Below are 21,008 nucleotides of genomic sequence, written 5' to 3'. Positions count from 1 at the left end.
GGCGTTTTGATTTGCCCTGTAAATCAGGACTGACTGGTAGGCGTCGTTGGAGCCGGCGCTGGCGTCGGGTTGGCCACCGGAGCCGGTGCCGAGGCGGAGTTCGCCGTGCTCGCCACAGGGGCTGGCTTGGCGGCCGCCGTCGGTGCCTTGGGGGCTGCGGCTTTCGGTGCGGCTGGTTTTTTCACGGCAGGTTTCTTCGCCGCCGCGGGTTTGGTCGCAGGCTTGGCGGCCGGCTTCGCGGCTGTCTTGGTGGCAGCAGGTTTGGCCGCTGCGGTTTTCGCCGCCGGCTTGGCCGCTGGCTTGGCTGGAGCCTTTGCCGCGGTGGTCTTGGCCGCTACCGGTTTAGCCGCAGCCTTGGCAGCAGGCTTGGCCGCCGCGGTTTTCGCCGCTGGTTTGGCCGCCGGCTTGGCAGCGGTTTTGGCCGCGGCCTTGACCAGAGGCTTGGCCGCTGTCTTGCTGGCCGGCTTGGCCGCAGCAGTCTTGCTCGCCGCAGGCTTGGCTGCCACCGGGGTCACCTTGGCACCGGTGAGTTTTTCGATCTGCTTGGTCAGGGTGTCGACCTTGCTGTGCAACGCCTTCACTTCATTGCGGCTTGGTACACCCAGACGGGAGATCGCGCTGTTCAGGCGCTTGTCGAAAGCCCCTTCCAGTTCGTCCCACTTGCCCAGTGCCCGATCCTTCACGCCGCCGATGCGCGACTTGGCGGACTCGGCAGAGCCCTTGGCGGCATCGACCTGCTTGCTGACCGCCGTCTTGGTGAGTTTTTCGGCCTTCTCGCCGTCCTTTACCAGGGACTCGAAGAGTTTGCTGCCGTCAGAGTCGATCTTCGAGTACACGCCTAAACCAGCCAGCCAGATTTTGCGGGAGTACTTTTCAATCGTCCCGGCCCACGAGCTGCCTTCTTTTTCTGTGCTTTTTTTACCAGCCATCCCGTTCTCCTTAATGTTTACGCGCAACACGCTCGAGCAATGCCGTCAGCTCATCGAGCTTGACAGAGAGTGCCTCAACGTCATGTTTAGACGGAATGCCGATACGATTCAAGGCACTTGCAACACGAGCATCAAATACCTTTTCTACTTTATCTAGCTGAACTTCAACCCTGGCCTTGAACGTATTAACGTCGGACTTGACTTCCATCAACTCACTGTTGGCGGCTTCAAGTTTTCCGGCAACGCTCTTTTTGCCTTTGGTTTCAACAACTTCGCCAGCCTTGATCAATTCCTGGAAGTATTCGCTGCCTTCCTGTCCAACCTTCGCGTAGGCGCCCAGGCCAGCCAGCCAGATCTTGCGCGCGTACGTTTTCACGTCGCTTAGCGTGGAAGATTCAACGTCGGTTTTTTTCTTCAGGACAACTTTGGCCATGGTGCACCTCACTCGCAGATGGGTTTGAGGAACTGCCCGCACACGGACGGGCTCAGGCACAAAGTAGTGACAATAATTAGAAAGGGCACCCTAACAACTGACACAGAGTGGGCGATGATTGACCACGGGTGGGAGCGGGCTTGCTCGCGAATGCGGTGGATCAGTCAACATCAATACTGAATGTCATACCGCATTCGCGAGCAAGCCCGCTCCCACAGCGTTTGGTGGTGAACTTGAGGCGGTATCCTCCTTGCGATCAATCAGGCCAACGCTTTATCCAGCGCCTTTTCAATCTCAGTCTTGATCGTCCCGCTCATCGCCGACATCAACATGCCCAGTTCCACGTCGATACGGATCGAGTCCTCACCGACCAGCACTTCGCCCTTGACCCCGGAGCGCTTGAGTTTGAGCGTGTCACCGACCCATTGCGGCTCCAGGCCGTAGCTCTCGGACAACTTCTGCGCCAACTTGTCGGCCTTGGCACGGGCCGCTTCCTTGCCCAGGTCATGGGCACGTTCAACAGTAATACGGGCCATCGGGTGACTCCTGTTTTATCGGGACTTGCCTGAACGTTTCAGACCCTGGCTGCGTCAAAACGTCCTGGCGGTGGCTCATCTTACCTTCAGCCTTGCCAAGACAAAGCCCTCCACCGGGATTAGAATGTCCCGCATTCTTTTTTGGTGACAGCGATATGACTGACCCGCGCAAAGGCAGCGATGCCGAACCCACCACTCACTTCGGCTTCAAGAACGTGCCGGAAAGCCAGAAGGCGGAAAAAGTCGCTGAGGTTTTCCACTCGGTGGCCGCCAAGTATGACTTGATGAACGACCTGCTCTCGGGCGGCATGCACCGCCTGTGGAAGCGCTTTGCGATCGAACTGTCGGGCGTGCGCAGCGGCAACCGCGTGCTGGACATCGCGGGCGGCACCGGCGACCTGACGAAGAAGTTCTCTCATATCGTCGGGCCGACCGGCCAGGTGGTGCTCGCCGACATCAACGAATCCATGCTCAAGGTCGGCCGTGACCGCCTGCTGGACCTGGGGGTGGCCGGCAATGTCGAGTTCGTCCAGGCCGACGCCGAGAAGCTGCCGTTCCCGGACAACCACTTCGACTGCGTGACCATCGCCTTCGGCCTGCGCAACGTCACCCACAAGGAAGACGCCCTGCGCTCGATGCTGCGGGTGCTCAAGCCCGGCGGACGCCTGCTGGTGCTGGAGTTCTCCAAGCCGACCAACGCGCTGATGTCCAAGGCCTACGACGCCTACTCGTTCGCCTTCATGCCGCTGATGGGCAAGCTGATCACCAACGACTCGGAAAGCTATCGCTACCTGGCCGAATCGATCCGCATGCACCCCAACCAGGAAACCCTGAAGTCGATGATGGTGGACGCCGGCTTCGACCGCGTGACCTACCACAACATGACGGCCGGCATCGTCGCCCTGCACCGCGGTATCAAGCCCTGATGCTGCTCACCGGCCTGCTCGCCAGCGTCGAACTCGGTATCAACCGCGTCCTGCGCCTGGACAGCACGGCGCTCGCGCGCCTGGCGCCCTTGAGCGGCAAGGTGATTGCCGTCGACTGCCGCAGCCCGGCGCTGCAACTGTTCCTCCTGCCCAGCGACGAAGGCCTGATGCTCGCCGCACACTGGGAAGCCGAGGCGGACTGTACGCTGCGGGCCCCGGCGTCGAGCCTGTTGAGCCTGGCCTTGAGCAAGGACAAGACCGCGGTCCTGCACCGCCCCGACGTCGAGCTCGACGGCGACAGCGGCGTGCTGCTGGAGCTGGCGGCGGTCCTCCAGGACCTGGAGCTGGACTGGGAGTATGAAGTGTCCCGATGGCTCGGCCCGGTGGCTACCCCACTGCTCGGCGGCCACCTGCGCAGCCGCGCCCGCTGGTACCGCCAGGGGTTCGCCAGCCTGGGACAGAACCTGAGCGAGTACCTGGCCGAGGAATCGCGTACGCTCGTCGGCCAACGCGAAGCCCAGGCCCGCTTTAATGAACTGGACCAGGTCAAGCTTGACCTGGAACGACTCGAGGCGCGTTTCGAGCGCCTTTCCCGATCCCTTGAAACCAAGCGATAACGCATGAAGCTGCTTGCCGTCCGCCGTTTGTTGCGCATCCAGCGCGTCGTGATTCGCTACCGCCTCGATGACCTGCTGTTCGCCCTGCCGTTGCCCTGGTTTCTCCTGGCGCTGCGCTTCGTGCTGCCGTGGCGCTGGCTGCCCCGGCGCACCCTGGACCTGAGTCGCGGCGCACGCCTGCGCCTGGCCTTGCAGGACCTGGGGCCGATCTTCATCAAGTTCGGGCAGATCCTCTCGACCCGTCGCGACCTGTTGCCCGAAGACATCGCCGATGAGCTGATGCTGCTGCAAGACCGCGTGCCGCCGTTCGACTCCAAGGTGTCGGTGGCACTGATCGAAGGGCAGTTGGGCAAGAAAATCAGCGAAGTCTTCAGCCGCTTCGACGTCGAGCCCCTGGCCTCGGCCTCCGTGGCCCAGGTGCACGCCGCACAACTCAAGAGCGGCGAAGAAGTGGTGGTCAAGGTGATCCGCCCGGGCCTCAAGCCGATCATCGCCCAGGACCTGGCATGGCTGTTCATCCTCGCCCGCGCCGCCGAGCGGCTGTCGGCCGATGCACGCCTGCTGCACCCGGTGGACGTGGTCCAGGACTACGAGAAAACCATCTACGACGAACTCGACCTGCTACGCGAGGCGGCCAACGCCAGCCAGTTGCGCCGCAACTTCGAAGGCTCGCCCCTGCTCTACGTGCCGCAAGTCTACTGGGACTGGTGCCGGCCGAAAGTGCTGGTGATGGAGCGCATCTACGGCATTCAGGTCACCGACCTGGCGACCCTGGCCGACCAGCGCACCGACATGAAGATGCTCGCCGAACGCGGCGTGGAGATCTTCTTCACCCAGGTGTTCCGCGACAGTTTCTTCCACGCCGACATGCACCCGGGCAACATCTTCGTCAGCACCGTGCAGCCGTGGAGCCCACAGTACATTGCCATCGACTGCGGCATCGTCGGCAGCCTCACCCCGGAAGACCAGGACTACCTGGCCCGCAACCTGTTCGCCTTCTTCAAGCGCGACTACCGTCGGGTAGCCCAGTTGCACATCGACTCTGGCTGGGTGCCGGCCGAGACCAAGCTCAACGAATTCGAAGCGGCGATCCGCACCGTGTGCGAACCGATCTTCGAAAAACCGTTAAAGGATATTTCCTTCGGCCAGGTGCTGATGCGCCTGTTCCAGACCGCACGCCGCTTCAACATGGAAGTCCAGCCGCAACTGGTGCTGCTGCAAAAGACCCTGCTGAACATCGAAGGCCTCGGTCGCCAGCTGTACCCGGACCTGGACCTGTGGAACACCGCCCAGCCCTTCCTCGAACGCTGGATGCGCGAGCGCGTCAGCCCGCGCACCCTGCTGGGCAACGTGCAGAGCCAGTTCGAGCAGATCCCGCACCTGGCCAACATGACCCGCGACCTGCTGGAGCGCATGTCCCAGCCCCATGCCCAGGACCCGCCACCGCCCTGGCACAAACGCAAGGACGACTGGTTCCTGCGCCTGCTCGGCGCGGCCCACCTGGGCGGCGGCGCGGTGCTGGCCAGCGGCGGGCCGTTGAGCCAACTGGGCCATTGGCCGGCCGGTGTCATGGTAGTGGTGGGTCTGTATCTGGTCGTTCGCCGATAGCCAGCACCGGTTCGCACTGGCACACTGTTTCAACGCTGGGCCCGCCGACGCCAAGTGCGCGGCCCATTGTCGGAGTCGAAGATGAAAAACTGGCAGGACGAGATCAAGTGGGACGCTGACGGCCTGGTGCCGGCCATCGCCCAGGATCACAAGACCGGGCGCGTATTGATGATGGCCTGGATGAACCGCGAGGCACTGGCCCTGACGGCCGCCGAGAACCGCGCCATCTATTGGTCACGTTCGCGTGGCAAGCTGTGGCGCAAGGGTGAAGAGTCCGGACATGTCCAGCACCTGCATGAGATGCGCCTGGACTGCGACGGCGACGTCATCATCCTGATGGTCGAACAGGTCGGCGAGATCGCCTGCCACACCGGCCGTCAAAGCTGCTTCTATCGCGTCTTCGAGAACGGCGACTGGAAAACCGTCGACCCGGTGCTCAAGGACCCGCATGCCATTTATTCAGGACATCCCCATGAGTGACACCCTGACCCGCCTGGCCCAGGTGCTGGAAGAGCGCAAGGGCGCCGCGGCCGACAGCTCCTATGTCGCCAGCCTGTACCACAAGGGTTTGAACAAGATTCTGGAAAAAGTCGGCGAAGAGTCGGTCGAGACCATCATCGCCGCCAAGGACGCCGCCATCAGCGGTGACTGCAGCGACGTGATCTACGAGACCGCCGACCTGTGGTTCCACAGCCTGGTCATGCTGGCCCAACTCGGGCAGCATCCACAGGCCGTACTGGATGAACTGGACCGTCGCTTCGGTCTGTCCGGGCATGTCGAGAAAGCCTCGCGTCCGTCCGCCTGATCAACTCTTGAGAGGAATAGCCACATGGGTATTTTTGACTGGAAACACTGGATCGTCATCCTGGTCGTCGTGGTGCTGGTGTTCGGCACCAAGAAACTGAAGAACCTCGGCACCGATGTCGGCGAGTCGATCAAGGGCTTTCGCAAGGCCATGAACGATGACGAAAAACCCGCCGACCCGAGCGCGGCACCGGCCCAACCGGTTCCACCGGCCCAACCTGTCCATCCCCAGGCGACCCAGCCTGTGAGTGCGCCGCACACCATCGACGTGCAGGCCCAGAAAGTCGAAGAGCCGACCCGCAAAGACTCGTGAGCACTGACTAATGTTTGGGATCAGCTTCACTGAACTGCTGCTCGTCGGCCTCGTTGCCCTGCTGGTCCTGGGCCCCGAGCGCCTGCCGGGTGCTGCGCGCACCGCCGGTCTGTGGATCGGGCGCCTGAAGCGCAGCTTCAACGCGATCAAACAGGAAGTTGAACGTGAAATCGGTGCCGACGACATCCGTCGGCAACTGCACAACGAACACATCCTGTCCCTGGAGCAGGAAGCGCGCAAAATCCTCACGCCGACCCAGCAGGAGCCGACGCCGGTCGCCCCTGCGGTCGAGCCGACGATTGCCCCGCAAGCGCCGGCGACCGATGCGTTGCAGGCACCGGCCGAACCAGCCAAACCAGTGGAGCCGGCCCCGACGGCCACGCCCCCAGCCGCTCCCAACGACCCTACATTGCCGCCGCGAGCCCCATGAGCAATATCCCAGAGCATGACCAGCCGATGCCGCTGGTATCGCACCTCACCGAGCTGCGCACGCGCCTGCTGCGTTGCGTCGCGGCGGTCTTCATTATCTTTGCCGGGCTGTTCGCCTTCACCCAGCAGATCTACACCTTCGTCTCCACGCCGCTGCGCCAGTACCTGCCGGCCGGCGCGACGATGATCGCCACCGACGTGTCGTCACCGTTCCTGACGCCCCTGAAGCTGACGATGATGGTCTCGCTGTTCCTGGCGATCCCGGTGATCCTGCACCAGATCTGGGGCTTCATTGCGCCCGGCCTGTACAAGCACGAAAAACGCATCGCCGTGCCGCTGCTGGTGTCCAGCATCCTGCTGTTTTACACCGGCATGGCTTTCGCCTATTTCCTGGTGTTCCCGCTGATCTTCAAGTTCTTCGCCGCCGCCACCCCGGCAGGCGTGGAGATGATGACCGACATCACCAGCTACCTGGATTTCGTCATGACGCTGTTCTTCGCCTTCGGCGTGGCGTTCGAAATCCCCGTGGCGGTGGTGCTCCTGGTGTGGATCGGCGTCGTTGACGTCGAGTACCTGAAGAAGATCCGTCCGTACGTGATCATCGGCTGCTTCGTGGTCGGCATGATCCTGACCCCACCGGACATCTTCTCCCAGACCCTGCTAGCCGTGCCGATGTGGTTGCTGTTCGAGATCGGCGTGCTGTTCGGCGGCCTGGTGCGCAAGCGCAGCGAACACCCGGAAGACGAGACGGTTGACGACCACAACGACCAACCGCCTGCGACCCAAGCGTGAACCTGCTGCTGCTCGAAGAGGCTGACTTCATCGGGCCGGACCGGGTGATCCTGAGTGATCGCCGGCTGACCCACATGCAGGAAGTCCACCGCAGCGCCGTCGGCGACAGCCTGCGGGTCGGGCGCCTCGGCGGCTTGATGGGCACGGCTCAGGTACTGCGCCTGGAAGCCCGCGAGGCCGAGCTGCAGGTGAGCCTCGACCAGCCGCCGCCGGCCAAGCTGCCGTTGACGCTGGTGCTGGCCCTGCCCCGCCCCAAGATGCTCCGGCGGGTGTTCCAGACCGTCGCCACCATGGGTGTACCGCGGGTGGTGCTGGTCAACAGCTACCGGGTGGAAAAGAGCTTCTGGCAGACGCCGTTCCTCGAACCCGAGGCCATTCGCGAGCAATTGATCCTTGGCCTGGAGCAGGCCCGGGACAGCGTGCTGCCCGAGATCATCATCGAAAAACGCTTCAAGCCCTTCGTCGAAGACCGCCTGCCGGCCATCACCCAAGGCACCCTGGGCCTGGTGGGCCATCCGGGCAACCACCCGCCCTGCCCCCGGGCGCTGACGGAGCCGGTGACACTGGCCATTGGCCCGGAAGGTGGCTGGATCCCCTACGAAATCGACCTGCTGGGCAAGGCAGGCCTGCAACCGGTGCAACTGGGCGAGCGAATCCTGCGGGTCGAGACCGCGGTCACGGCGCTGCTTGCACGGCTGTTCTGATGCCCTGCGGTTGATTGACGTCCTGTGGCGAGCCCCGCCACAAGCCCCACACGCTTAAGTTCGTCAGCGTCATGGCTACAGATCCCACCCGAGCCGCCGATACAGCGCCCACAAGTCCAATTCAACGCTCCAAGGGAGTATCAGCATGTTCCGATGGCTTGCCCAGGGTCTGGGAAACGTAAGCGTTAATCGCAAACTCGGTGCAGGCTTCGGCCTGGTGCTGTTTCTCACAGTGATGATCGCGTTCACCGGCTGGTCCGGCCTGGGCAATGTCATCAGCCGGGGCGACAAGCTGGGGTTCATCGCCAGTCTCAACGACTTGAGCCAGGACCTGAATCTGGCAAGCATCGAGTACAACACCACACGCGGCGAGAAAGGACCACAACCGGTCAACGACCTGCTTGGCCGACTCGAAGCCGGGCTCAATACCGCTCGCCAGTTGATTGAACAACCGGCCGATGTGGCGCTGATCGATAAACAACTGGCCGCCGTCACGGAATACAAAGGCGCCTTTGCCCAGATGACCCGCGCCACCGTCAGCCGCGAAGATGCCCGCAGCAAGCTGGGCGCCAACGCCGACAATGCCGTGGCCCGCGTCGCCGACGTTGAAAAGGCGCTGCTGCAATCGGGCGATATCTCGTCCTTCAACAGCATCGTGACCCTGAGTAAAGCGGTCCAGCAAGCGCGTTATCAGGTGCGCGGTTATACCTACAGCGGTAAGAGCGATGCCCAGCAACCCGCCCTCGAGGCCATCGATAACGTACTCAAGCTGCTGGCTCGTTTGCCCGAGCAGTTGCCTGAGGAATATCGGGCCAACCTGCAACAGGCCAACGACTCGTTCAACCTCTATCGCGCGGCTGTCAGCCAGTTCCGAGACTCGCAGATCGACAACGCCGCGGCGCTCCAGCGCATGACCGAGCAAGGCCAGGTGTTGATGGACGCCAGCCAGAAACTGACCGTCTCCCAGACCGCCGTGCGTGACCGTGACGCCGCCCAGGCCAAGACCGTCCTGATCGTCGCCGCCGCGCTGGCGCTGCTGTTGGGTGTGGTCGCCGCTTTGTTCATCACCCGTCAGATCGTCGGCCCTCTCGGCCAGACCTTGACGGTGGCCGAACGCGTAGCCGCTGGCGACCTGACCTATAACCTCACCTCAGATCGGCGCGACGAACTGGGCCAACTGCAACGCGCCATGCACAGCATGACCGTGGGCCTGCGCCAGTTGATCGGTGGCATCGGCGAAGGCGTCACGCAGATCGCCAGCGCCGCCGAACAACTCTCCGCCGTCACCGAACAGACCAGTGCCGGGGTCAACAGCCAGAAGGTGGAAACCGACCAGGTCGCCACCGCTATGCATGAAATGACCGCCACGGTGCAGGAAGTGGCACGTAATGCCGAGGAAGCGTCCGAAGCCGCCGTCGCCGCCGACCAGCAGGCCCGCGAAGGTGAGCGGGTGGTGGGCGAAGCCATCTCCCAGATCGAACGCCTGGCACTCGAAGTGGGTAACTCCACCGCGGCGATGGGCGACCTCAAGCGCGAAAGCGACAAGATCGGCAGCGTGCTCGACGTGATCAAGTCCGTGGCCCAGCAAACCAACCTGCTGGCCCTCAACGCCGCCATTGAGGCCGCCCGCGCCGGTGAGGCCGGACGTGGCTTCGCGGTAGTGGCCGATGAAGTCCGCAGCCTGGCCCAGCGCACCCAGAAGTCCACCGAAGAGATCGAAGAGCTGATCCTGGGCCTGCAGAACGGCACCCAACAGGTCGCCACGATCATGGACAACAGCCGCGGCCTGACCGACAGCAGCGTCGAACTGACGCGCCGCGCCGGCGGTTCCCTGGAAAACATCACCCGCACCGTCTCGGCGATCCAATCGATGAACCAACAGATCGCCGCGGCCGCCGAACAGCAGAGCGCCACGGCCGAAGAGATCAACCGCAGCGTGCTCAATGTGCGCGACGTCTCCGAACAAACCTCGGCCGCCAGCGAAGAAACCGCCACCTCCAGCGCCGAGCTGGCCCGCCTGGGCGTTCACTTGCAGACGTTGGTGGGTCGGTTCAAGGTCTAGCACCGGCAACAGCCAGGGCGGGGCACGGATTGCTTCGCCCTGGAAATACGCCGGCCTATTTCCTACAGATCGCTCGTCTATGGTCGATACTCTCCTCATAAGGCCTATAAAACGGTTCGAGGGGAGTATCAACATGTTCAGTTGGCTGACCGAGAAGCTGGGAAATGTAAGCGTCAATCGCAAACTGGGCGTCGGTTTTGGCCTGGTGCTGTTCATGACCCTCCTGAGCACCCTCGCCGGCTGGAACAGCCTGAGCAGCGTGATCAGCCGCGCAGACAAGCAGGCCTCCATCTCCAGCCTCAACGAGTTGGCCAAGGACCTTCGAGTCGCCCGCCTCGACTACGAGATGCGTCGCGGCGAACAAGGGCCGGCAGCCGTGAGCGACTACCTGGCCAAGCTTCAAGGGAGCCTCCAGGCGGCCCTCGATCGATTCGTGCGACCAGCGGACCGCGACCTGCTCAACCAACAGTTGGCCAACCTCGACGAATACAAGCGCGCTTTTGCCGACATGACCCAGGCGACGCAGGATCGCGAGTCGGCCCGATCCAAGTTGGGCGCCAACGCCGACAATGCCGTGGCCAAGGTTACTGAAGTCGAGAACGCCTTGCGCCAAGGCGATAGCATTGCCCCGTTCAACGACGTGGTCGAGTTGAGCAAGCTGATCCAGCAGGCCCGCTACCAGGTCCGCGGCTACACCTACAGCGGCAAGGCCGATGCCGAACAGCCGGCGTTGGACGCCATCGACAACGTCCTGAAAAACCTGGAAGGCTTGCCAGGCAAACTGCCGGAGCAACACACCGCCAACCTGCAACAGGCCACCGAATCGATGAAAGCCTATCGCGCGGCGGTCAGCCAGTTCCGCGATTCCCAGGTCGCCACCGCCTCGGCTCTGAAGAAAATGACACAAGAGGAGACCAGCCTGAATGACCTGAGCAATCAGTTGACGACCTCGCAGACCGAGAAACGCAATGAAGAAACGGCCAGCGCAAAAAGCACGCTGATCATCGTCACCGTACTGGCGCTGGCGTTTGGCCTGCTGGCCGCCTGGCTCATCACCCGGCAGATCGTCGTGCCGCTGCAACAGACCCTGGTGGCACTGGAACGGGTGGCCTCCGGCGACCTGAGCCAGAACCTCGAGGTTCGTCGCCGCGATGAGATGGGGCAGTTGCAAAGCAGCCTGCAACGGATGGTGGTCAGCCTGCGGCAACTGATCGGCGGCATCGGCGAAGGCGTCACGCAGATCGCCAGCGCCGCCGAACAACTCTCCGCCGTCACCGAACAGACCAGCGCCGGGGTCAACAACCAGAAAGTGGAAACCGATCAGGTCGCCACCGCCATGCACGAAATGACCGCCACGGTGCAGGAAGTGGCACGTAATGCCGAGGAAGCGTCCGAAGCCGCCGTCGCCGCCGACCAGCAGGCCCGCGAGGGTGAGCGGGTGGTGGGCGAAGCCATCGCGCAGATCGAACGCCTGGCCGAGGAAGTCGGCCACTCCACCACCGCCATGAGCGACCTCAAGCGCGAAAGCGACAAGATCGGCAGCGTGCTCGACGTGATCAAGTCCGTGGCCCAGCAAACCAACCTGCTGGCCCTCAACGCCGCCATCGAAGCCGCCCGCGCCGGTGAGGCCGGACGTGGCTTCGCCGTGGTCGCCGACGAAGTCCGCAGCCTGGCCCAGCGCACCCAGAAGTCCACCGAAGAGATCGAAGAGCTGATCCTGGGCCTGCAGAACGGCACCCAGCAAGTCGCCACAATCATGGACAACAGCCGCGGCCTGACCGACAGCAGCGTCGAACTGACGCGCCGTGCTGGCGGTTCCTTGGAAAACATCACCCGTACCGTCTCGGCGATCCAGTCGATGAACCAACAGATCGCCGCGGCCGCCGAGCAGCAAAGCGCCACGGCCGAGGAGATCAACCGTAGCGTGCTGAATGTGCGGGATGTGTCGGAGCAGACTTCTGCGGCCAGTGAAGAGACTGCGGCTTCGAGTGCTGAACTGGCGCGGTTGGGGGTGCATTTGCAGACGTTGGTGGGGCGGTTCAGGGTTTAGCTTGATCCTGTTGGTGGTGCTCCCTGGGTGGTGCTCTCTGGGTGGTGTGTATATCCATTGCTGCGGTAACGGCGACTTAGGGTTCCGCCCTTACGGCGGGTCACTTTCGAAAAGCGCGAAAGTAACCAAAGCGCTCTTGCCCCACCACTGGGCACCTCGCCGAGGCTCGGTGTTCCCTCACTCCGGCATTGCTCCGTGGGCCCGCCGCGAAGGGCCATCCATGGCCCAGCGCGGCTATCCCGGCATCCATGCCGGGATGCCCACTGCGCAACGCCTGCGTTCCGCCCTTGTGGTTGATGGGGCGTCTAAGATCAAAAGCCAAGGCAAAAGCAAAAGCAAATCGAGGCGGCCTAGCGGCCGGCCTGATGCTTGCGGTTGTACCCCGATCCAATTGTGGGAGCGAGCTTGCTCGCGATCGCGGTCTGGCAGCCAACCAAAATGTGTGGGAATGGTCGGACACGCTTTTGATTCAGGCAGATTTTTCCGACGAGTTCTGGCGGTTGCCGGGTGGGAAGAGCTCTCGTTAACCTCGGGTTGTCGCTGCCAATTCAGCGACCGGGCTTGGAAACCTGACCAGTAAACAGCGCAAATGCGCTCCTCATAACGTAAGCTTGCGTCCGTTTTCGCACGATTCGTTATGGCAGCTGTGCGCGGGAGACCTTCGGGTCTGCCGGGCTCGTTTACCCTGGTTTTCCAACCTGCGTACGGCTGCCACCCCCTCGCTTGGAAACGAACGTGGCAGCTCCAACCCCAGTAAACGGAATGCCACCTATGTTCAAAGCTACTCCCAATCCTCCAGAAACCGACCCCACCTCAGCCGACGCCGGCTCCGATTCGAAGAAAATCGACGAAGTCACCGAACGCGTCCTCGACCATTACCTCGACCCGAACCCCCAACCCCAACCCAAGAAAAAACCACTACCCGGCCAGCTATTCACCGTCGTGGAGGATTTGGACAGTGAAACGCTGCTGGCCAACCTAAGCGAAACCCTGGCTTCAGCGAATACCATGATCAACAACCTTGCATTCGACCTGGATGGTTCGCGGCGTCATTTTGCCCTAGGCATTCAGCAACTGATTGAGCTGGGCGGTTTGTTGACGAATCGAATGCTGGACGAACTCAATACACAACCTTGAGCGCACCTAAAACGTGGCGAAGCAGCTTGCTCCCGCTCGACCGCGCAGTGGACGTCAATAAAAAAAGGGGCGGCTGCGCCACCCAGCGGGAGCAAGCTCCCTCGCCACGGGCAGCCTGTTTCCATACCAAAGCCGTTGCCGTTGCCGTTGCCGTTGCCGTTGCCGTTGGCTTTGGCTTTGGCTTTGGCTTTGGCTTTGGCTTTGGCTTTGGATCTTGATCTTGAGCGCCCCATTAACCACAAGGGCCGAACGCAGGCATTGCGTAGTGGGCAACCCGGCATGGATGCCGGGTTAGCCGCGCTGGGCCATGGATGGCCCTTCGCGGCGGGCCCACGGAGCAATGCCGGAGTGAGGGAACACCTCGCCTAAGCGAGGTGCCCAGTGGTGGGGCAAGAGCGTTTTGCTTACTTTTGCGCTTTTCAAAAGTAAGCCGCCGTAAGGGCGGAACCCCAAGCCGCCGTAACCGCAGCAACGGATATCCCCCAAATACCCAGACCAACAAAAAGCCCCGAATCTTTGCAGAAGCGGGGCTTTTTGCGGATCAGGCCAATTGAGGCTGCGTGCTCAACGGCTGAAGCGGTAGCAACGGCGCATGAGGATCGGCCTTCACCGATGCACGCCACGCTGCCAGCCACTCCGGATGAGCCTCGCTCCAAACCTGCTGATGCAGGCGGGACAGGGCCACCGGGTCGCTCAACAGTGCCAGGCGCTCGCCGTTGTTCAGCCCCGACGGGCCGACCTTGAGGGCATGGCGCACGCGTTCGACTCGCAGCCACTCGATCGGCTCGGCCTTGCCGTGCCGCGAGGTGGCCAGCGCATAGGCCAGGGCGTTCTGTTGTGGATCGACCACCGCCCGGATGAAGCCGTCGTTCAGCGCGTGCCAACGGTTTTCATGGGTGTACTGGTCAGTCGACACCAGTTCCTGTGGCGGCGCGTATTCCTCAGGGATCAGGAACAGGTTTTCGTCACGGGACTTCAGGCCCAGGCCGACGCGGCTGGAGATCACCGACACCGGGATCGACAGCATCAGCGAACCGACGATCGGCACCAGCCACCACAGGAAGCTCGGGTTCAGCCAGATCACCAGCAAGGCCCAGAAGAAGCCCAGCAGGGTTTGCGGGCCGTGGCGCTTGACCGCTTCGCTCCACGGCGTGGAATCGTCGTCACGCTTGGGCGAGTTCCAGGTCGCGGCCCAGCCAAGGAACGCGGCGAGCACGAAACGGGTGTGGAAGATCATCCGCACCGGCGCCAGCAGCATGGAGAACAGCATCTCCAGCAGCATCGACAAGGTCACCTTGAACTTGCCACCAAACTCTTTCGCGCCCTTGGCCCAGATCAGCACGATGCTCAGCAGCTTGGGCAGGAACAACAGCACGATGGTGGTCGAGAACAGGGCGATGGCCTTGTCCGGATGCCACTGCGGCCACAGCGGATAGAGCTGGCGCGGTTCGAGGAAGTACTGCGGCTCCATCAGCGTGTTCACCGCCAGCAGCGCGGTGGACAGCACCAGGAAGAAGAACCACAGCGGCGCCGACAGGTACGACATCACGCCGGTCAGGAACACCGCACGGTGCACCGGGTGCATGCCCTTGACCAGGAACAGCCGGAAGTTCATCAGGTTGCCGTGGCACCAGCGACGGTCACGCTTGAGTTCGTCCAGCAGGTTCGGCGGCAACTCTTCGTAGCTGCCTGGCAGGTCATAGGCAATCCAGACGCCCCAGCCGGCACGACGCATCAACGCGGCTTCGACGAAGTCGTGGGACAGGATCGCCCCGGCGAACGCGCCTTTACCGGGCAGTGGCGCCAGGGCGCAGTGCTCGATGAACGGCTTCATGCGGATGATCGCATTATGGCCCCAGTAGTGGGATTCGCCCAGCTGCCAGAAGTGCAGGCCGGCAGTGAACAGCGGACCGTACACCCGGGTGGCGAACTGCTGCATGCGCGCATACAGCGTGTCCATGCCCGAGGCCTTCGGCGCGGTCTGGATGATGCCGGCGTCCGGCGTCGCTTCCATCAGGCGCACAAGGCTGGTCAGGCACTCGCCGCTCATGACGCTGTCGGCGTCGAGCACGACCATGTACTTGTAGTCACTGCCCCAGCGACGGCAGAAGTCGTCGAGGTTACCGCTCTTGCGCTTCACGCGACGGCGACGGCGACGGTAGAAAATCTTGCCGAAGCCCCCGGCTTCACGGCAGACGTCCAGCCAGGCCTGCTGCTCGGCGACACAGATATCGGTTTCGTTACTGTCGCTGAGCACGAAGAAGTCGAAGCGGTCCAGGTCGCCGGTGGCGGCCACCGACTCGAAGGTCGCGCGCAAGCCGGCGAAAACCCGCGGCACGTCTTCGTTGCAGATCGGCATCACCAGGGCGGTGCGGGCGTCCTTGGGAATCGGCTCGTTGCCGGCACTGGCACCGGAGATACGGTACTTGTCGTGGCCGGTGAGCAGCTCAAGAAAGCCCATCAATGCGGTCCAGAAACCCGCCGACACCCAGCAGAACAGGATCCCGAACAGGATCAGGATGCTGGTTTGCAGGGCATACGGCAGCACCTGCGTAGCGGTCTGGGACAGCGGTTGATGCAGGACTTCGTCCAGGTCCACCAACGACCAGCCCTGGTACGGCATGATGCCTTTCATGTACCAGCCGGCGACGATGGTCTGGCCGAGCATCAGGATCAGCAGGATATAACGACGGATCGAACCCACCGTACGCCAACGGGCGTGTGGCAGCACACGCTCGTCCTTGGGCGGCTTCGGCGGGTTGGTCCGGCCGGTCAGGCGCCGCCAGCCGCGCACCAGGATGTTGGTGCGCCAGGGTTCCGGCACGACCTTGGTCCGACGAATCGGCGGCGTCGCCTTGAGGCACACCCGGCCGCTGGCGTCGAGCCCCAGCATTTCGGCGTCGGCAAGCTCCTCGGCGGTGCTCAGGGTCAAGCGACGACCCACCGAAGCCTGCGCCGCCTCTTCAGGGGCGTCGAACGTCGACGACGAAAGGCGCTCGTGCAGTTCGCTGAAGGACTTGCAGCCCGCCAGTTCGGCGCGCTGCTCGTCGGTCATGGGCAAATGGGCCAGGTACTCGCTGAGTGACTCTGGCTTGACTGGCGTATTACTCATCGGCTGGCAACTGATAGCTCCAGGTCTCGGTCAGGACTTGTTCAGTCGCTTCCGGTTCCTGCGGGGTTGGGGTCGCTTCAACGGCAGCGGAAGCAGACTTGACGGCCTTGGTTTCCTCCTGCCCTTTTTCCTTGGCGGTTTCTTTTTCGCTCTGCTGCCTGGCGACCTTGTCAGCCTTGGCCAGCGTCGTGGTGACGGTGTGCGCCGCGGCCGGCGCCTCGACAGGCGTCAACGGACGTACCAGCGCTGCGCGCATCTCGGTGGCCTGCTTGGCGTCCTTGATCTTCATGCGCAGGGTCAGGCGCCAGCCCTTGGTTTCCGGGTTGTAACGCACGCTGTTCTCGACGATCTCGGCGTTGTCGCCGACGCTGACCTGGCTACGCACCTCGGCGTCTTCCGGCAGGGCCTGCAACGAAGGACCCTCGAAATCCACCAGGTAGGCCACGCTGCCATCCGGCTGGCGGATCAGGTTGGATTGTTTCACGTCACCGGTGGAACGCAGGGTCTGCTTGACCCAGGCGCTGTCCGGCGAATGCAGGCTGGCTTCGTCGAGGGTCCAGTGCAGGCGGTAGCTGAAGTCCAGCGGTTGGCCGGGCTCAGGCAGTTTTTCCGGGCTCCAGAACGCAACGATGTTGTCGTTGGTTTCGTCGGCGGTGGGGATTTCCACCAGGTCGACAGTGCCCTTGCCCCAATCGCCTTTCGGCTCGATCCAGGCACTTGGACGCTTGTCGTAGCGGTCATCCAGGTCTTCGTAGTGGCTGAAATCGCGGCCACGTTGCAACAGGCCGAAACCGCGTGGGTTCTCCACCGAGAAATTGCTCACGGCCAGGTGTTTCGGGTTGTTCAGCGGACGCCAGATCCACTCGCCGTTGCCGGCATGGATCGACAGGCCGCTGGAGTCGTGCAGCTCGCGACGGTAGTTGAGCACCTTGGACGGCTGGTTGGCGCCGAACAGGTACATGCTGGTCAACGGGGCAACGCCCAGCTTGGTCACGCGATCACGCAGGAACATGCGCGACTTCACGTCGACCACGGTGTCGGTGCCCGGACGCAGGGTCAGGCGGTAGGCGCCCGTGGCCCGTGGCGAATCCAGCAGGGCAAAGATCACCAGGTGCTTGTCGGTAGGTTTCGGGCGCTGGATCCAGAACTCGCGAAAGCGCGGGAATTCTTCACCGGAAGGCAGTGCCGTGTCGATGGCCATGCCACGGGCGGACAAGCCATAGACCTGGCCCTTGCCGATGACGCGGAAGTAGCTCGCGCCCAGCATGGTCATGATTTCGTCTTGCTTGTCGGCCTTGTTGATCGGGTACAGCACGCGGAAACCCGCATAGCCCAACTGCTCGGTGGCCTTTGGATCGAATTTGACATCGCCGAAATCGAAGCGCGAAGGATCGTATTTGATCTCTTCGACGTTCGTGGCGGTGATTTCGTTGATTTTCACCGGCGTGTCGAAATGCATGCCCTGGTGATAGAACGACAGCCGGAATGGCGTCTTCTGGTCGGCCCATTCGGCTTTTTCGGTGCGGAAACGGATTTTTTGATAGTCAGCGAATTTCATTTCGCGGAATTCGTTCGGCAGATTGCTGCGCGGGGCTTCATATTTTTGCCCGGCCAGTTCTTGAGCCTTCGCCGATACATCATCCAGGCTGAATGCCCACAGTTGGCCCGCGCCGAACAGGCACAACAGGGCCGAGCCCGCTACCAGAGCGTTTCTAAACCGTTTGGCAGACATTTTTGGTGCATTACAGGGACTAACAATCACGAGCAACCCTCGCCGAAAACAGATCAAAAAACCAACGGCCAGATAAAGTATCTGCTGGGTATCGGCTTTGAAAAAACCGACCTCGCGGACCACTCCTGCCAAGTTGGCGAGCATTGTTCCGACTCCGATGGAAGAAAATGATTCCCCAAACGGTCCAGGACAAGTCTCTACCTAAGTCAAATGGACCAGCGAATGCCGGTCCCCCGTAGCGCGCGATTATCTAGTAGGCCGCGTGACAACGCATCAGGGGCAACAAAGTATTTATCGAGAAAACTCCTAGTTTTTCCTGGAAAAAGGCCTGAAAAGATGTTTCAAACGCTTTCAGACCTGTAACAGGAACGTTACCGGACCATCGTTGACCAGATGGACCTGCATGTCGGCGCCGAATCTACCTGATGCCACAGTGCCATGCACCTGTTTCGCCTGCGTGACCAGATACTTGAACAGTGCTTCCCCCTGGGCAGGAGGCGCGGCCGTCGAGAAGCTCGGGCGCAAACCGCTCTTGGTGTCCGCCGCCAGCGTGAACTGCGACACCAGCAGCAAACCGCCCCCCACGTCGGCCAGGGACAGGTTCATCTTGCCGTCGGCGTCACTGAACACCCGATAGTTAAGCAGCTTATGCAGCAGTTTGTCGGCACTGGCCTGGGTATCTTCAGGCTCGACCGCCACCAGCACGAGCAAGCCTTGGTCCACGGCACCGACCACCTCGCCGGCGACTTCGACCCGAGCGCCGCGAACCCGTTGCAACAGCCCCTTCATGCTTCTTCGGGCGGCAGGTCGAGCAGGCGCCGGGCCATCTGCCCGGCAGCGCGCACCAGCGCATCGGTAATGCCCGGCTCCGAAGCGGCGTGCCCGGCATCGCGGATCACCTGCAGTTCGCTGTTAGGCCAGTTCTGGTGCAGTTCCCAGGCGTTGTCCAGCGGGCAGATGACGTCGTAGCGACCGTGCACGATCACGCCCGGCAAATGCGCGATCTTGCCCATGTCGCGGATCAACTGGTTGGGCTCCAGGAAGGCGTTGTTGGTGAAGTAGTGGCATTCGATCCGGGCGATCGACAGCGCGCGTTGCGGCTCGGAGAAACGATCGACCACCAACGGGTTCGGGCGCAGGGTCGCGGTACGACCCTCCCAGATCGACCAGGCCTTGGCGGCGTGCATCTGGGCGATCTGGTCGTTGCCGGTCAGGCGCTTGTGGAAGGCGCCCAGCAGGTCGTCGCGCTCGTCCAGCGGGATCGGCGCGATGTAATCCTGCCAGTAGTCGGGGAACAGGCGACTGGCACCGGCCTGGTAGAACCACTCGATTTCCTGCGGGCGGCACAGGAAGATCCCACGCAGGATCAGGCCATGGACCCGCTCCGGATGCGTCTGGGCGTAGGCCAGGGCCAGGGTCGAGCCCCAGGAGCCGCCGAACAGCACCCACTTCTCGATGCCCAGGTGCTTGCGAATGCGCTCGAGGTCTTCGACCAGGTCCCAGGTGGTGTTGTTTTCCAGGCTGGCATGGGGCGTGGAGCGCCCGCAGCCACGCTGGTCGAAGGTGACGATGCGGTACAGGTTCGGGTCGAAATAGCGACGACTCTGGGCATCGCAGCCGGCACCCGGGCCACCGTGAATGAACACCACCGGCAGGCCTTCGGCAGAGCCGCTTTCATCGACATAGAGCGTGTGGGTTTCATCGACAGCCAGATCGTGCCGGGCATGGGGTTTGATCTGCGGGTACAAAGTCTGCATTGCGCGCTCCGTAAGGGGTCGAGTCATCCCTGTGGGGACTTCTATTTAGTCTGCCGTCCGGCATCATAAACCCGAATGACCTTAATGAGCATGCCCCCTGCCCCAAACAATAGAGAACCTTGTGGCGAGGGGATTCATCCCCGCTGGGTCGCGAAGCGGCCCCGACAATGCACGAGCCGCACCCACCATTTGGGACTGCTGCGCAGTCCAACGGGGATGAATCCCCTCGCCACACAGGCAGCGCGATAACCTTTATTTTTTATAAGTCTCCCGCCCCCAAGCCAGTAGGCCCTCAAGCAACTCCCGGATGACCAACCGGGTCGGCGCCGCGAGGTCGGCCCGATAGCTGAACGGCTCGAACTCTTCCATGTAGGTGCTCTGGCACAGTTCCAGCTGCACGGCGTGGATGTTTTCGGCCGGATTACCGTACTGCCGGGTGATGTGCCCGCCCTTGAAGCGCCCGTTGAGCACGTGGGTGAACGCGTCATGACGGGCGCAGATGGCTTCGAGCTGGCTGGCCAGCCTCGGGTCGCAACTGGCGCCGTTGAAGGTGCCGAGGTTGAAGTCCGGCAGCTTGCCGTCGAACAGGTGCGGGATCACCGAGCGGATCGAGTGGGCGTCGAACAGCAACGCGTAGCCGAACTCGGCCTTGAGCCGCGCCAGCTCCTGTTGCAAGGCCTGGTGATAAGGCATCCAGACCTGCTCCAGGTACTGGGCCCGCTCCTCGGCGGACGGTTCCTGCCCTTCACGGAACAACGGCACGCCATCGAACAGCGTCGCCGGGTACAGCCCCGTGGTGGCGCCAACGTACATCGGCTTGTCGTCGGCGGGACGGTTCAGGTCGATGACAAAACGCGAATACTCGCCAGCCAGGGTGCTGGCGCCCAGTTCGGCGGCAAAGTCGTAGAGCCTGGGGATGTGCCAGTCGGTGTCCGGCAGGCTCCGGGCCTCGGCGATCAACCCGGCCTCCACCGCCGGCGTCAGGCGCAAGCCCGCGTGGGGCATGCTGATCAACAGCGGCACGCGCCCCTGGGTGAAATTCAGGACCTTTTCCACAAGCGTTCTCC

The 21,008-nt window shown here is 62.5% G+C and carries 20 protein-coding genes; 12 read left to right on the top strand and 8 right to left on the bottom strand.

Annotated elements, in window-relative coordinates:
* Positions 1-23 precede the first annotated feature (23 nt).
* The 3 genes from KI241_RS01910 to KI241_RS01900 all read right to left on the bottom strand — a co-directional run bounded on the left by KI241_RS01910 (position 24) and on the right by KI241_RS01900 (position 1,898).
* Entirely contained in the window at positions 24-929 is a 906-nt protein-coding gene (locus KI241_RS01910) for a phasin family protein (RefSeq protein WP_042730513.1), read from the bottom strand.
* Positions 930-939: 10 nt separating this feature from the next.
* Positions 940-1,362 carry a phasin family protein gene (locus tag KI241_RS01905; protein WP_047736138.1) on the bottom strand — a complete coding sequence of 141 codons (423 nt, stop codon included), beginning with the start codon at positions 1,360-1,362 and terminating at the stop codon, positions 940-942.
* 260 nt (positions 1,363-1,622) lie between these two features.
* Positions 1,623-1,898: a polyhydroxyalkanoic acid system family protein gene (locus KI241_RS01900; RefSeq protein ID WP_042730515.1), complete on the bottom strand. Its 276-nt coding sequence runs from the start codon at positions 1,896-1,898 to the stop codon at positions 1,623-1,625.
* Between the two features lie 155 nt (positions 1,899-2,053).
* Here KI241_RS01900 and ubiE point away from each other — a divergent pair, with 155 nt between their 5' ends.
* The 12 genes from ubiE to KI241_RS01840 all read left to right on the top strand — a co-directional run bounded on the left by ubiE (position 2,054) and on the right by KI241_RS01840 (position 13,340).
* The gene (gene ubiE / locus KI241_RS01895; RefSeq protein ID WP_042730516.1) at positions 2,054-2,824 is read left to right on the top strand and encodes a bifunctional demethylmenaquinone methyltransferase/2-methoxy-6-polyprenyl-1,4-benzoquinol methylase UbiE; all 771 of its coding nucleotides are present in this window, start codon (positions 2,054-2,056) and stop codon (positions 2,822-2,824) included.
* Positions 2,824-3,441 carry an SCP2 sterol-binding domain-containing protein gene (locus KI241_RS01890; protein ID WP_123579403.1) on the top strand — a complete coding sequence of 206 codons (618 nt, stop codon included), beginning with the start codon at positions 2,824-2,826 and terminating at the stop codon, positions 3,439-3,441. Before ubiE ends, KI241_RS01890 begins: the two co-directional genes overlap by 1 nt.
* Positions 3,442-3,444: 3 nt before the next feature.
* Entirely contained in the window at positions 3,445-5,049 is a 1,605-nt protein-coding gene (ubiB, locus tag KI241_RS01885; RefSeq protein WP_042730517.1) for a ubiquinone biosynthesis regulatory protein kinase UbiB, read from the top strand.
* An 81-nt stretch (positions 5,050-5,130) separates the two neighbouring features.
* A complete protein-coding gene (gene hisI, locus KI241_RS01880; RefSeq protein WP_047736140.1) occupies positions 5,131-5,529 on the top strand; it encodes a phosphoribosyl-AMP cyclohydrolase in 399 nt (132 codons plus the stop codon).
* Entirely contained in the window at positions 5,522-5,854 is a 333-nt protein-coding gene (locus tag KI241_RS01875) for a phosphoribosyl-ATP diphosphatase (RefSeq protein ID WP_003186671.1), read from the top strand. Before hisI ends, KI241_RS01875 begins: the two co-directional genes overlap by 8 nt.
* Positions 5,855-5,878: 24 nt before the next feature.
* Positions 5,879-6,166, top strand: a complete 288-nt coding sequence (locus KI241_RS01870) for a twin-arginine translocase TatA/TatE family subunit (protein ID WP_042730519.1) — start codon at positions 5,879-5,881, stop codon at positions 6,164-6,166.
* 10 nt (positions 6,167-6,176) lie between these two features.
* Positions 6,177-6,596 (top strand): Sec-independent protein translocase protein TatB, encoded by a 420-nt coding sequence (tatB, locus tag KI241_RS01865; RefSeq protein ID WP_042730520.1) that lies wholly within the window; start codon positions 6,177-6,179, stop codon positions 6,594-6,596.
* Positions 6,593-7,387, top strand: coding sequence for a twin-arginine translocase subunit TatC (gene tatC, locus KI241_RS01860; RefSeq protein WP_042730521.1), 795 nt, complete (start codon positions 6,593-6,595; stop codon positions 7,385-7,387). Before tatB ends, tatC begins: the two co-directional genes overlap by 4 nt.
* On the top strand, positions 7,384-8,091 hold the full coding sequence (locus KI241_RS01855; protein ID WP_212803298.1) for a 16S rRNA (uracil(1498)-N(3))-methyltransferase: 708 nt from the start codon (positions 7,384-7,386) through the stop codon (positions 8,089-8,091). Before tatC ends, KI241_RS01855 begins: the two co-directional genes overlap by 4 nt.
* A gap of 145 nt (positions 8,092-8,236) precedes the next feature.
* Positions 8,237-10,153 (top strand): methyl-accepting chemotaxis protein, encoded by a 1,917-nt coding sequence (locus tag KI241_RS01850; RefSeq protein WP_053148572.1) that lies wholly within the window; start codon positions 8,237-8,239, stop codon positions 10,151-10,153.
* Positions 10,154-10,286: 133 nt separating this feature from the next.
* Positions 10,287-12,203: a methyl-accepting chemotaxis protein gene (locus KI241_RS01845; protein WP_212803297.1), complete on the top strand. Its 1,917-nt coding sequence runs from the start codon at positions 10,287-10,289 to the stop codon at positions 12,201-12,203.
* Between the two features lie 771 nt (positions 12,204-12,974).
* Positions 12,975-13,340 carry a DUF6124 family protein gene (locus KI241_RS01840; RefSeq protein ID WP_047736145.1) on the top strand — a complete coding sequence of 122 codons (366 nt, stop codon included), beginning with the start codon at positions 12,975-12,977 and terminating at the stop codon, positions 13,338-13,340.
* A gap of 541 nt (positions 13,341-13,881) precedes the next feature.
* Here KI241_RS01840 and mdoH read toward each other — a convergent pair.
* The 5 genes from mdoH to hutG form a co-directional block, all read right to left on the bottom strand.
* Entirely contained in the window at positions 13,882-16,452 is a 2,571-nt protein-coding gene (mdoH, locus tag KI241_RS01835; RefSeq protein WP_212803296.1) for a glucans biosynthesis glucosyltransferase MdoH, read from the bottom strand.
* On the bottom strand, positions 16,445-18,184 hold the full coding sequence (locus tag KI241_RS01830; protein WP_244868258.1) for a glucan biosynthesis protein G: 1,740 nt from the start codon (positions 18,182-18,184) through the stop codon (positions 16,445-16,447). The genes mdoH and KI241_RS01830 overlap by 8 nt, the downstream gene beginning before the upstream one ends.
* A gap of 351 nt (positions 18,185-18,535) precedes the next feature.
* Positions 18,536-18,973, bottom strand: coding sequence for a D-aminoacyl-tRNA deacylase (gene dtd, locus KI241_RS01825; RefSeq protein WP_047736147.1), 438 nt, complete (start codon positions 18,971-18,973; stop codon positions 18,536-18,538).
* A complete protein-coding gene (gene pip / locus KI241_RS01820; protein WP_042732670.1) occupies positions 18,970-19,941 on the bottom strand; it encodes a prolyl aminopeptidase in 972 nt (323 codons plus the stop codon). The genes dtd and pip overlap by 4 nt, the downstream gene beginning before the upstream one ends.
* 252 nt (positions 19,942-20,193) lie before the next feature.
* Entirely contained in the window at positions 20,194-20,997 is an 804-nt protein-coding gene (hutG, locus tag KI241_RS01815) for an N-formylglutamate deformylase (RefSeq protein ID WP_212803294.1), read from the bottom strand.
* Positions 20,998-21,008 lie beyond the last annotated feature (11 nt).

The organism is Pseudomonas sp. Cab53, assembly GCF_018325965.1.
Lineage (GTDB): Bacteria > Pseudomonadota > Gammaproteobacteria > Pseudomonadales > Pseudomonadaceae > Aquipseudomonas > Aquipseudomonas chlororaphis_E.
The sequence above is the reverse complement of the archived record's forward strand: the minus strand, read 5'-3'. Positions and strand labels throughout refer to the sequence as shown.